Origin of the sequence: Peribacillus sp. NPDC097198, from assembly GCF_044762055.1 — a bacterium.
Lineage (GTDB): Bacteria > Bacillota > Bacilli > Bacillales > DSM-1321 > Peribacillus.
In genome coordinates this window covers 58757-70679 of the sequence record NZ_JBIWDO010000003.1, presented here as the reverse complement: position 1 = coordinate 70679, position 11923 = coordinate 58757, and the positions used below count along the sequence as shown (strand labels likewise).

Annotated in this window: 14 protein-coding genes; 4 read left to right on the top strand and 10 right to left on the bottom strand. The window is 41.2% G+C overall.

Features of this window, described 5'->3' with window-relative positions:
• Nucleotides 1-123: 123 nt before the first annotated feature.
• Nucleotides 124-984, top strand: coding sequence for a metallophosphoesterase (locus tag ACIQXQ_RS05805; RefSeq protein WP_402868013.1), 861 nt, complete (start codon nt 124-126; stop codon nt 982-984).
• Nucleotides 985-1127: 143 nt separating this feature from the next.
• Here the strand turns inward: ACIQXQ_RS05805 and crcB are convergent, their stop codons facing one another.
• A complete protein-coding gene (crcB, locus tag ACIQXQ_RS05800) occupies nt 1128-1484 on the bottom strand; it encodes a fluoride efflux transporter CrcB (RefSeq protein WP_402868011.1) in 357 nt (118 codons plus the stop codon).
• Nucleotides 1481-1861, bottom strand: coding sequence for a fluoride efflux transporter FluC (locus tag ACIQXQ_RS05795; RefSeq protein ID WP_402868010.1), 381 nt, complete (start codon nt 1859-1861; stop codon nt 1481-1483). Before ACIQXQ_RS05795 ends, crcB begins: the two co-directional genes overlap by 4 nt.
• A gap of 118 nt (nt 1862-1979) precedes the next feature.
• On the opposite strand from ACIQXQ_RS05795, the gene ACIQXQ_RS05790 reads away from it, so the two are divergent.
• Complete coding sequence (locus ACIQXQ_RS05790; protein ID WP_402956118.1) at nt 1980-2357, top strand: hypothetical protein; 378 nt, start codon at nt 1980-1982, stop codon at nt 2355-2357.
• Nucleotides 2358-2672: 315 nt separating this feature from the next.
• On the top strand, nt 2673-3179 hold the full coding sequence (locus ACIQXQ_RS05785; RefSeq protein WP_402868007.1) for a YkyB family protein: 507 nt from the start codon (nt 2673-2675) through the stop codon (nt 3177-3179).
• Between the two features lie 49 nt (nt 3180-3228).
• Here ACIQXQ_RS05785 and ACIQXQ_RS05780 read toward each other — a convergent pair whose 3' ends face one another.
• From ACIQXQ_RS05780 to corA, 3 genes are all read right to left on the bottom strand, one after another.
• Nucleotides 3229-4134, bottom strand: a complete 906-nt coding sequence (locus ACIQXQ_RS05780) for a chemotaxis protein (protein WP_402868006.1) — start codon at nt 4132-4134, stop codon at nt 3229-3231.
• A 246-nt stretch (nt 4135-4380) separates the two neighbouring features.
• Nucleotides 4381-4887 (bottom strand): RDD family protein, encoded by a 507-nt coding sequence (locus tag ACIQXQ_RS05775; RefSeq protein ID WP_402956116.1) that lies wholly within the window; start codon nt 4885-4887, stop codon nt 4381-4383.
• Between the two features lie 106 nt (nt 4888-4993).
• The gene (gene corA / locus ACIQXQ_RS05770; protein ID WP_402956114.1) at nt 4994-5968 is read right to left on the bottom strand and encodes a magnesium/cobalt transporter CorA; all 975 of its coding nucleotides are present in this window, start codon (nt 5966-5968) and stop codon (nt 4994-4996) included.
• A gap of 166 nt (nt 5969-6134) precedes the next feature.
• On the opposite strand from corA, the gene ACIQXQ_RS05765 reads away from it, so the two are divergent.
• Entirely contained in the window at nt 6135-7277 is a 1143-nt protein-coding gene (locus ACIQXQ_RS05765; RefSeq protein ID WP_402956112.1) for an aminotransferase A, read from the top strand.
• A gap of 88 nt (nt 7278-7365) precedes the next feature.
• On the opposite strand, the gene ACIQXQ_RS05760 is transcribed toward ACIQXQ_RS05765, so the two are convergent.
• The 5 genes from ACIQXQ_RS05760 to ACIQXQ_RS05740 form a co-directional block, all read right to left on the bottom strand.
• A complete protein-coding gene (locus ACIQXQ_RS05760) occupies nt 7366-7731 on the bottom strand; it encodes a hypothetical protein (protein WP_402868000.1) in 366 nt (121 codons plus the stop codon).
• 66 nt (nt 7732-7797) lie between these two features.
• Nucleotides 7798-8670, bottom strand: a complete 873-nt coding sequence (locus tag ACIQXQ_RS05755; RefSeq protein ID WP_402956110.1) for an NAD(P)-dependent oxidoreductase — start codon at nt 8668-8670, stop codon at nt 7798-7800.
• 39 nt (nt 8671-8709) lie between these two features.
• Entirely contained in the window at nt 8710-9495 is a 786-nt protein-coding gene (locus ACIQXQ_RS05750; RefSeq protein WP_402956108.1) for an SDR family oxidoreductase, read from the bottom strand.
• 327 nt (nt 9496-9822) lie between these two features.
• Nucleotides 9823-11541: a phosphoenolpyruvate--protein phosphotransferase gene (gene ptsP / locus ACIQXQ_RS05745; RefSeq protein WP_402956106.1), complete on the bottom strand. Its 1719-nt coding sequence runs from the start codon at nt 11539-11541 to the stop codon at nt 9823-9825.
• Complete coding sequence (locus tag ACIQXQ_RS05740) at nt 11541-11807, bottom strand: phosphocarrier protein HPr (RefSeq protein ID WP_402867991.1); 267 nt, start codon at nt 11805-11807, stop codon at nt 11541-11543. Before ACIQXQ_RS05740 ends, ptsP begins: the two co-directional genes overlap by 1 nt.
• Between the last annotated feature and the right edge of the window lie 116 nt (nt 11808-11923).

The following is an 11923-nucleotide window of genomic DNA, read 5'->3' as shown; positions in this document are numbered from 1 at the left end:
TATTAACCATTCGACTCCAATAAACTAGGTTTCCCTTTGCCTATAGAAGAGATTTCTTCTAATTATGTACATTGTTTGTTAATATGAGGAAGTAACATTCTTAATGTAGATAGGTTGATTAATTTGAGTAAAAGTATTTCCCGAAGAACATTTATAAAAAATGGCCTGCGTACGCTGGCGACTGTAACTGGTTTAAGCGTTGGGGGCGGATATTACGCCCATAACTTAGAGCCAAAGTGGTTAGAAATAAAGCACAATTTTATCAGCCACCCTCTTATTCCTAAAGGTTTTGATGGTATGAAGATGATACAGTTCAGCGATACCCACTTAGGCTTTCAATTTCAGCTTAGTGACTTGCAAGCGATAGTCGAGAAGATAAACCAAATGGATCCGGATATTGTTTTATTTACCGGTGATTTGATGGACGAGCCCAATAAATATAATGCTCAAAATGAAATCCCACCTGTGTTGAATCAACTTAAAGCGCCCTTGGGCAAGTTCAGCATTTTCGGTAACCATGATCACGGTGGGTATGGCTCCGAGATATATCGAGATATCATGGAAAAATCGAATTTCACCATGTTGCAAAATAATTCCGCCCGGGTTTCATTACTTTCAGCAGAAGAAATATTCCTAACTGGTGTGGATGATGCGATGCTCGGAAAACCTGACTTTGAAAAGGCTCTCTCAGGTATACCAAAAGGGGGGTTCACCATTATGCTCTCCCATGCTCCAGACCTGGCAGATATATCTAGCACTTATGATATCCACTATCAGATTAGCGGGCACAGTCACGGCGGGCAAGTTCAAATTCCTTTGATTGGTGCCCTTGTCACTCCCCCATATGCCGAAAAGTATACGGAGGGGACCTTTGATCTTGGTTCCTTGACTCTACATGTTAACCGAGGTCTTGGCACAACCCGACTTCCTTATCGCTTTTTATCGCGCCCTGAATTGACCATTTATGAACTAAGAGCAGAATAACAAGAAATACAGGGGAAAATCGCCAGACTCATTAACAAAGCCTGTGCGTGAAAATTCCTATGTAGTGAATTATAGCATTAGATGGTGAATGGAAACACCTCGATAATTTTACCATCCTGCAAAAGTGTTAATGGATAAGACCTTTAAAGCATATAACCATATAGGAACGCCAAGATGCCACCAATAACCGATACCGTTATGTAGATAAGACATTCTATGTAGCGGTGTTTTTTCATAAGGTCAAGAGCTTCCATACTGAAAGTGGAGAAAGTCGTAAAAGCACCGAAAAATCCCATTGAAAGCATCAACTGCATAGAAAGTTCCCATTCTTCCTTTCTTGGAAAGATCCATCCTAACCCGAAACACCCAATTAGATTAATCAGCAAAATACTAAATGGTATGGGCTTCGAAGGCAGAAGCTTATTAAATAAAGTCTGAAACATATATCTGAAGGCTGCACCGAAAAACCCTCCAATCAAAACGGAGAAAACATGAATCACAAGGTCTCACCTCTTTTGTCAGTAAAAGGACGCAGCCCTATAAAACCAGCAAACAGTCCCATTACAAGCGTAGCTCCTAGATAAATCGCTGCTTGAATCATGGAATGCCGCATAAGCGTTACCATTTCCTGAGAAAATGTAGACATCGTGGTAAACCCTCCGCAAAACCCACTACCAAGAGCTAAAAAAACGAGTGACTTTTTTTTAGAGGCGAAATACCCATTTATCGTTCCAAGCAAAAAACACCCTACTATATTTATAAGGAGCGTCCCAAATGGAAAGAAAAAAACGGATGTCGAGGCACTAATTGAATAGCGTACTAATGCTCCACCCGCACCTCCAAAACCTACGGCCAAAACCTTCTTAAACGGCTCCATAAAACCACCTCAACTATTTGAAAAACGAATAGATTCATTATAACAGATTCAGCTGGAACAGGCTCTTTTCATAAAATAAACCATACTATGTAAAGACATAGAGAAAAGGAGGCCAACCATGCAAACACAATATTATTATCCTTTCTATCCCTACCAACAATATCCACATCCGCAAAATGTATATCGTAACGGATACGGGGATGAAATGGGAATTGAATATGGGAACGATGAACGCTTCTTTCCATTCTTTCCTTTATTGCTCCCTTTATCATTTGTGGCTGGATTAGCAGTAGGTCCGTTATTATTCAACAACCGTCCACCGTACCCGCCGCCGTATCCGCCGTATCCTCCCTATCCGCCCGCTTACCCTCCTTATCCTGCCCCTCCCTATCCAGGCAATCAGGGATATCCGGGGTACCAAGGTTTTCAGGGCTACCCACAACAATTCGGCGCACAAGCCGCAGTCAATGAAAATATTAATATCTACACCCAATAAGGGTTGCACAGAAGGCGGAATGAACCGCCTTCTTTTCTTAATGGATACAAGTTCTTTACCTTATAGTTTTTCACAAATTAAAGCGTCACAGTATTAGAATTTGCTTCCTTATATATTTTGTAGTGGTATAATATGAAATGCATAGATGGTAAAGTGTTGGGAATAACTTTAAATTATAAATTTTTGAACTATTTTCCATCCGACTCTACCTTACAAGCCTAATATCACACCAATATAAATAAACGGTAGACTTGATTGAAGAAATCTATTTCAATAGCATTACTTCTAAACCTATGATGAAAAGGAGTTTCTACTATGAATCAAACGAAAGGACATTCTGAAATGGATGAGTTTTCGATAAACTCCCTTGCCCAAGCCGTGTTTATAGTAAATAAACATGCTAAGACTGCATTGGAGCCTAAAAATCTGTACAATCTAAAGAAGCTCGCATTAAATAAGCTCATGCAAGAAGGAAAAGCGAAGAAGATGGGACTCCATTTTTCTGACAACCCTCGCTTTGCCGCGCAACAATCCGATGTCATTGTTGAATGTGGATCATACGTCTTTCACCTACCGCCTACGAAGGAAGACTTAAAAACCCTCCCCCATCTCGGCAGTCGCGCAGCGTCCATACGAAATCCTAAAGCTGCCTTGTCACTATCAAAAGCAAAGCAAATTTTACAAACTTACGTTGGACAAGCTGGCGAAAAACAAACCAGCCCTGTAAAGGCCGAAAAAAAGTCATATGGACGGAGTCAAGTTAAACAGCCCTTTCATAATCCATTCCCCTCTTCTTTTTTAGGAAAAGGTTCAAAGTATTAAAAGAAAAAAACGGGACGAGGATCTAATATCCTCGTCCCATTTTCATAGGTTATAAAACAAATTGATCGATCAATCTTATCAGTTCCGCAATCTCCGGTTTGCTGATCTGTGCATCCGCACCGACTACCTGCCCTTTATGGCGTAGGCTATCTGTAATCAACGATGAAAATATAATGACCGGCAATTCAGCGAGTTTGCCATTCTCCTTAATTCTTCTAGTAAGATGATGCCCGTCCATTTGAGGCATCTCAATATCCGTAATCACCAGTTGGATTTCCTCCACAATCGTTTTGCCGGCTTCTACGAGCCCTTCCAAATAATTGATGGCATCCTGACCATTTTCGTAGAACTCCAATTGCTTAAATCCGGCTTCAGTCAATGTATCGAACAGCAACTTACGCAGTAATGGCGAGTCCTCAGCAATCAAGATTCTCTTTTCGGAATTTTGACGTTGACCAAGTTTTCTAACCTGCTGAACATTGATTCCTGACTCAGGATTGATTTCGACGACGATTTTCTCAAAATCCAGCAATAATATCATTTCACTGTTTAGTTTGATAACGCCGATAATCTGGCTTTCCAAGCCTTGATACATATCCGAAGGCTTTTCGATTTGTGTCCATGAGATACGATGGATCTGTGTCACCGTATGGACATGGAAGACGACTTTTTGCTGATTGAATTCAGCGACTATGAATTTATCCTGTTCTGGATTTTCCGATGCAGGAAACCCTAAGGCATCAGCTACATTAACGACAGGAAGCACTTCACCACGAAGCTCAATGATCCCCTCCACATTCGGATGGGAGTGAGGCACAAGGGTAATATGTACAGGATTTATGATTTCCTTCACTTTAATTACATTTATGCCGAATTTATTCTTTCCAATCCCGAATTCGACGATTTCAAGTTCATTCGTACCGCTTTCAAGTAATATTCCTTTATTGGCTTCCATTTATTTATCTCGCCCTTCCCTTACATCTATCATTTATTTATTCAATATACTACTTTTCTAGATTGAAAAATAATACATTTTAGCAAAAAAGACCTATACCTTATAGATAAATGACTTCTACCTAATAATTCGGTTATTTACGCCGATTGTTTAGAATCCTGGGCAAAAAATAATATTGTGAAAATGAATTACCGAGGCACACGAAAAAAAGAAGGCCCACCTTTGAGCCTCCCTACTTTGATTCATTTACTTTTTTACGACAAGCGTTCCGACTATCATATCGTGGAGCGCTTGTTTCTTTTCCGTGAACCCGGCCATGATATAGCCGATATAAAGGATGACTCCTGAAATAATCGTAGCGAAATAGCGGCCCGCAGCCTTGCCGAAACCGATACGATTTCCATTTAAATCCACCACTTTAATATTAAGCAGTTTTTTCCCGACAGTCCCCTGCCATTTCGAAGAGTGTAATAGAGTATAATATAGAAAGCTAATAAGTATAGCTAAAAATAAGGTGATGAAAGTCCCGCCCATGAAGGCCAAGATTTCTCCGCCTCCCGGCTCATAATTGGGATCAAGCATGTCTTCCTGAACGCTTGACATGCTGCCGAGCCAAATTAGATTCACGATGGTCATCAGGATTCCTGTGGGGATACCGATTATGATTCCATCAATGATATTGGCACCAAATCGTATCCAAAAACCTGCATACTCTCTTCCTTCATCTGGATAAACCTCTACTAATCTTTCCATAATAAACTACCTCCCTTTCACATTTTTGGAAATTAATGATAACCTATCCATTATAACAAAGACTTTTATCATTGTTCCATCAATATGGCAGATCGCTTAATCGATTTTACCTATTACGAGACTTTTTACCTATTTCCAACCAGCCTTTTTTGACGAAATATAAAAACATCATAAAAGCAATGCCACCCATCATCCCAAGGATTACATAATAGCCATAGTGCCAATTCAATTCAGGCATATACTTAAAGTTCATACCATACACGCCCACTATGAAAGTGAGTGGCATGAAAATGGTCGTAATGACAGTCAAAGTCATCATCGTAGAATTCATATTATTCGAATTGACCGATAGATAACTATCGCGAATATCTGAAGAAAAATCCCGATAGGATTCAAGCATCTCCGTTAGTTTAATAAGATGATCATATACATCATGAAAATATAGATGCTGATCCTTTAAATAGTTCAACCTATCAGAAGTAATCATCCGATACAATAAGTCACGCATGGGCAGGATTGTACGACGAAGCTTCGACAAATCCGTTCTCAAATCGAATAGCTGATTCATCAATTCCGATATCGTTTCATTCTCCGTGTTATCCTCGATACTGTTAAGCTCGCTTTCCATTTTATAAACAGGAGGAAAGAATTCATCGACGACCCGGTCAATCAGTCTATGCATCAAGAAGAACGGCCCTTGCTTTAAGGTTTCCAACTCAGGGATTTCCCTCCAAACCTCTTCTAGTTCCTGGAGTTCTTCCTTATGAAATGTGACTAACCATTTTTCCCCGATAAAAAGACCCAATTCGACAGCCTTGAAGATTTTCTGCCTTATGGCATGTATCACGAGGAATTGATAGCCTTCATAAAAATCCATTTTTGGCCGCTGGTTATAGTCATCAAGGCAATCTTCGATGGCTAAATGGTGAAAGTGGAAATGGCTCGATAGCACCTTTATTTCCTCTACAGTAGGTTTTGAAAAATCCACCCAATACCATTCAATATAATCATCACCTAATTTTTTTAGCTCTAAATCAAAAATGACCTCTTTTTCTTTTGTTATGGCACAGGTTCTAATCATTTATATCAATCCTCAAAATTTTCTTGATCTTGAACTTCATTATACCTTCAATACATTAATCACAAAAAGTATTTTTTCCTCTCCCCTTACAAAATGATAAAATAGAATGGATTTGATACATTCATATAACCATTCACAAACTGATAAGAACAAGGAGGATATTCAAATGGAACATTTAGTAAACCCGCTTGTAAAAGAGGTTCAAATATCTGGAATCCGAAAATTCTATAATCTAGTAGCCGATATTAAAGGGACCATTTCTTTAACGATAGGTCAGCCCGACTTCCCTACACCGCGACATATTAAGGAAGCCGCAAAACAGGCGATTGATGATGATTATACGGTTTACACCCATAATGCCGGATATTTGGAATTAAGGGAAGCCGCGAGCGCTTATGTAAAAGATAAATACCAGCTTTCATACAATCCAGTCAATGAAGTCATCGTCACTTCGGGAGCAAGCGAAGGAATCGACATTACATTTCGGACCATCCTCACCCCTGGAAATGAAGTGATCCTCCCAGGCCCTGTCTATCCAGGCTACGAGCCGATCATTAAAATGAGCGGGGCCGAGCCTGTTTACGCTGACACGACTAAGAACGGTTTTCGTTTGACCGCTGATATCCTAAAAGCATACATAACCGAAAAAACCCGTTGCATCGTTTTGCCTTACCCTTCAAATCCAACCGGGGTCACACTAACGGCAGAAGAGCTACAGGACATCGCAGAGCTCGTGCGTGGCAAGGATATTTTCATTTTAGCCGATGAAATATATAGCGAGTTGGTTTTTGACCAGGATCATGTTTCAATCGCCACTTTTTTAAGGGAACAAACCATTGTGTTAAATGGTTTATCAAAATCCCATTCAATGACTGGTTGGAGGATTGGTCTGTTATTTGCTCCCGAGTCGATTTCTAAACATTTGTTAAAGGTCCATCAGTATAACGTAACTTGTGCCTCCTCCATCTCGCAACGTGCTGCCTTAGCTGCGTTAACAGTTGGAAAAGACGATAGCATGTCCATGAAAACGGAATATGCTAGTAGGAGGGACTACGTGTACAACCGATTACAAGCAATGGATCTGGATGTGGTCAAACCGGATGGTGCCTTTTACTTTTTCGTAAAACTGCCTGAAGGCTACCCATCCTCCTTGGAGTTCTGCCTGGAACTAGTAAAACAGGAAAAGGTAGCTGTCGTTCCTGGAGATGCCTTCTCGCCACTGGGGGAAGGATACTTCCGGATTTCCTATGCCTATTCCATGGAAACACTTAAAGAAGGATTGGATCGTATCGCAGCCTTTTTAAAATAACTGTGAATATAGTATGCACAAAAAAATGGCCATCAACAGTAGGAACCGTTGAGGCCATTTTCTTTGTAAAAAAGAGAGTATGGCAATATTAATACAACCTTCGTAAGAATCGCACTTCGCGATAGCCTTCTTCCTTATTGGTTGTCGTAAGGCTGACCTCGACTATTGAACCCAATAGATCCGTCATCACCTCTTCAAATTCCCTGGCGTTTCGCGGTTTCGAATGCCCTAGGTTTTTTAACTCCCTCATTAATATTTGAAAACCAGCATCGGTCTCGATATGACTGAATTTCACCGGTAAGATCAAGGGGCTCTCATTCATCAATTTCAATTCCCAACGAATGGGCTTTGTTTGGTGAATCGTTTTTTCCCGTTTATACCCCTCGATTCGGACAATATATATGCCATCTTCAAGTTCCTGGAACTTCATGTGGATATCGTCAAAGTCACCCATACGTATCTCTCCTTTTTGTAAAGGCTGTCGCTTACAGCTTATTCAAAAAAGGAGCGGATAGCACTTTTAATTATAGTGTTTATATAAAGCCTGGGTGCCGCTGTTCTCCTCACCAGCCTCTGCAAGCCCATCATACAGAGATTTGCTCAAAGTTAATCCAGGCGCATCCCACCCCATTTTCTCCACTTCATCAAGTGCAATTTTCATATCTTTAATAAAATGCTTGATATAAAACCCTGGTTCAAAATCACCTTTGACCATTCGTGGGACAAGATTGGATAGGGACCAACTGCCGGCAGAGCCCGAGGAAATGCTTTGGAGGACTTTTTCCGGATCAAGCCCTGCCCTTGTAGCGTATGAGATGGCTTCCGTAACCCCGATCATGTTGGAGGCAATCGCTATTTGGTTGCACATTTTCGTATGCTGACCTGAACCCTCAGGGCCTTGATGAACAATATTGCTTCCCATGCACTCAAGAATTGGGCGTACTGTTTCAAATGCAGCAGGATCTCCGCCCACCATGATGGTTAGATTGCCATCACGGGCACCCACATCTCCTCCGGAAACTGGGGCATCAAGAGCTTCCAGCCCCTTTTTCCGTGCTTCTCCCGCTATCTTCATGGCCAAGGAGGGTGTGGAGGTTGTCATATCTATTAAAAGTGTCCCTTCTTTTGCACATTCAATAAGTCCCTGTTCCCCCAGATAAATTTCCTCGACATCACTCGGATACCCGACCATGGAAATGATCACATTCGTTTGTTGGGCAATCTCCCTAGGTGTTGCTGCCCACTTTGCCCCCTTACCAATCAACTCTTCTGCCTTTTCCTTGGACCTGGTATAAACATGTACCTTGTAACCTGCTTTAAGCAAGTTTCCCGCCATACTCTTTCCCATAACCCCTGTACCAATAAATCCGATTACTGTGTTTTTCTCTTTCATGTTCATTCTCCCTTCGAATCATCTGTGAATTAATGCAAACTAGATGGATTTAACCATCCCTCCATCTACCAAATAAGATTGGCCGGTTAAATATGTATTGGCCCCAGAAACGAGGAAGGTTACGAACTTCGCAAATTCCTCTGGTTCGCCATAACGCCCAAGCGGGATGTTACTAAGGGCTTTCCCTGTGATATCTGCAGTTGAGACACCCTGTTTCTCGGCATTGAATTGATCCAGATGTTGAATGCGCTCGGTTGAGATTCGACCCGGTCCAACCGTATTGATCAATATCTTGTCTGGTGCTAGCTCAGTAGCCAATGTTTTCGCCAATCCCACGATTGCCGTGCGGAAAGTATTCGATAGCAATAGGCCAGGTATTGGCTCTTTAATAGAAGACGATGCAATGTTAACGATCTTGCCGCCTTGTTTTTTTAGAAGCGGTAAGCTTTCACGAATGGTTCGGATAAAGCTCAATAAATTCAGTTCAAATGAATGTTGCCAGTCTGCATCACTAAAATCATTAAATGTCCCCCCTGGAGGACCTCCGGCATTATTGATAAGGATATCTAGCCCGCCAAATTCTTCAGCCACTTTCTCCACCAACGACTTAATATCATCAGGTTTTGTAATATCCGTCACTTTATACGACACTTTCCCCTTGCCGATCTTTGATAATTCCTTTTGAACTGCCACCAATTTTTCTTCACTTCTCGCAGCGAGCATGACGTTGGCACCTTCTTTAACAAGCTCTTCCGCTATTGCTTTTCCCAACCCTTGGCTCGAGGCCAGAATTAAAGCATTTTTCTTTTGTAAATATAAATCCACTGTACTTCCCCCTTTTTCATAAAAAATACCAAACATGATTTTATTATATCCTTTATTGTATAAAGTGAAAAATCTGAATTATCAATATCCCAATTCCCCGGAGAGTTTTATCCTATCCCCCCAAAAAAAATCGCCGGCTGGAAAACCCAGCCGGCTTTAAAAGGGGGAAATGAGAATGTCAGTTGCTCATATCGAGCTAAACAACTGTGCTTGTCCTTTATTTACCCATGTATAACGTTGTTAAACATCTTTTGGAAGATTTCAAAAAAATAAACACGGTGCTTTCATCCATTGAAGTTTCATTGGACGAAAGCGCCGTTTGTCATGCTATTTATTCACTTTTTCAAGTACAGCTTCTTTCACTTGTTCGTTTGTATCCATCACCAAGACATCTTGTGATAGTTTTTTCATTTCTTCAAGTGAAAGTTTCCTGATTAGAGATCGAGCTTTTAAGATAGAGGTGGCACTCATCGAGAATTCATCAAGGCCCAACCCAATTAAAATAGGGACAGCCACTTCATCTCCCGCCATCTCGCCGCACATTCCTGCCCATTTTCCTTCTTTATGGGCAGCATCAATTACCATTTTAACAAGTCGTAATATTGCCGGGTTATATGGTTGATATAAATACGAGACTCTCTCATTCATCCGGTCCGCTGCCATTGTATATTGAATCAAGTCATTCGTACCAATGCTGAAGAAATCGACCTCTTTGGCAAAAATATCTGCCATGACCGCAGTGGAAGGAATCTCAACCATGATGCCGATTTCAATCTTTTCTGCCACCGGGATATCCTTTTCAAGTAATTCCTGCCGCACTTCTTCCAACACAGCTTTGGCTTCGCGGAATTCCGTTAAGGTCGCAATCATTGGGAACATGATTTTCAAGTTTCCGTATATGCTTGCCCGTAGCAACGCCCGTAACTGGATACGGAAAATTTCTTGCTCATTTAAGCATAAACGAATTGCCCGATAGCCAAGGAATGGGTTCATTTCCTTAGGTAACTGCAAGTAGGGTAACTCTTTGTCCCCGCCTATATCAAGTGTTCTGACGACAACCGACTTTCCGGCCATCCCTTCCAGCACCGTCTTATAGGCTTCAAACTGCTCTTCTTCACTAGGCATTTCATTTCTTCCCATGTAGAGGAATTCTGTCCGGTACAAACCGATTCCTTCCCCACCATTTTTGTGAACACCATCTAAATCCTTTGGTGTCCCAATATTGGCTGCCAGCTCTACTTGGTGCCCATCTTTTGTAACCGTTTGTTCATGGACCAACTTTGCCCATTCAGCCTTCTGCAAGGCATATTTTTTCTGCATTTCCTCGTACTGTTGCACAAGTTCAGGGGTCGGGTTAATATGCACTTCGCCATTAAGCCCGTCTATGATGACCAAGTCCCCATTTTCGATGGAAGCGGTCACCGTTTTAGTTCCTACAACTGCCGGAATCTCTAATGAACGAGCCATAATGGCTGAATGTGATGTTCTGCCACCGATATCAGTCGTGAACCCTTTAACATACATCGGATTTAACTGGGCCGTATCAGAAGGCGTCAAATCCTCGGCAATGATGATCACTTCTTCTGCAATCATGCTTGGATTCGGAATATGTATACCCAAAAGATGAGATAGGACACGTTTTGTTACATCACGGATATCAGCGGCTCTTTCCTTCATGTACTCATTATCCATTTGTTCAAACATCGTAATGAACATGCTTGCAACTTCATGTAAAGAAGATTCAGCATTTATGTTTTCGGACTTGATTTTATCCTGAACAGGGTTCAAAAGTTCCGGATCGGAAAGTACTAGTAAATGGGCATCAAAAATGGCTGCCTTATCGGCCCCCAAATCCTGCTCGGCCTTGTTCCTGATGATTTCCAATTCTGAAGTAGATTTTTGGATGGCTTCCTTGAAACGGATTACTTCAGCCTCAACATCCTCAATACTCCTTTTTTCAACCGACAATTCCGGTTCGATAAGACGATAGGCTTTCGCGATGGCTATGCCGCTTGACGCTGCGATTCCACTTATCAGCGTGGACATTATTCTGCCAAACCTTCTCTGCTCAATGTGTCAGAAAGTGTTTTTAGAGCATCATTTTCATCGCTGCCTTCTGCAGTAATCGTGATTTCTGCACCTTTACCGATTCCAAGAGACATAACACCCATAATGGATTTAAGATTCACTTTTTTCTCTTTATATGCAAGGTTAATTTCTGAATCAAATTTACCAGCTGCTTGTACAAGCAATGTAGCGGGACGAGCATGAATTCCTGTTTCTGCAGTTACTGTAAACGTTTTTTCTACCATATAAATCATTCTCCTTTAATATAAAATAAACTAACAAGAATAGGATATGTAAGGTTTTTCCCTATTCATTTAAGAAAGATACGAAAATCTACGATTTCCTTTTCAGAATATCATTA

Excerpts from the sequence above, each read along its gene's own strand:
- ACIQXQ_RS05780 (WP_402868006.1), bottom strand. The coding sequence starts at position 4,134 with ATGGAAGCCAATAAAGGAATATTACTTGAAAGCGGTACGAATGAACTT.
- ACIQXQ_RS05740 (WP_402867991.1), bottom strand. The coding sequence starts at position 11,807 with ATGGTAGAAAAAACGTTTACAGTAACTGCAGAAACAGGAATTCATGCT.
- corA (WP_402956114.1), bottom strand. The coding sequence starts at position 5,968 with ATGATTAGAACCTGTGCCATAACAAAAGAAAAAGAGGTCATTTTTGAT.
- ACIQXQ_RS05790 (WP_402956118.1), top strand. The coding sequence starts at position 1,980 with ATGCAAACACAATATTATTATCCTTTCTATCCCTACCAACAATATCCA.
- ACIQXQ_RS05775 (WP_402956116.1), bottom strand. The coding sequence starts at position 4,887 with ATGGAAAGATTAGTAGAGGTTTATCCAGATGAAGGAAGAGAGTATGCA.
- ACIQXQ_RS05765 (WP_402956112.1), top strand. The coding sequence starts at position 6,135 with ATGGAACATTTAGTAAACCCGCTTGTAAAAGAGGTTCAAATATCTGGA.
- ACIQXQ_RS05795 (WP_402868010.1), bottom strand. The coding sequence starts at position 1,861 with ATGGAGCCGTTTAAGAAGGTTTTGGCCGTAGGTTTTGGAGGTGCGGGT.
- ptsP (WP_402956106.1), bottom strand. The coding sequence starts at position 11,541 with ATGTCCACGCTGATAAGTGGAATCGCAGCGTCAAGCGGCATAGCCATC.
- ACIQXQ_RS05785 (WP_402868007.1), top strand. The coding sequence starts at position 2,673 with ATGAATCAAACGAAAGGACATTCTGAAATGGATGAGTTTTCGATAAAC.
- ACIQXQ_RS05760 (WP_402868000.1), bottom strand. The coding sequence starts at position 7,731 with ATGGGTGACTTTGACGATATCCACATGAAGTTCCAGGAACTTGAAGAT.
- ACIQXQ_RS05755 (WP_402956110.1), bottom strand. The coding sequence starts at position 8,670 with ATGAAAGAGAAAAACACAGTAATCGGATTTATTGGTACAGGGGTTATG.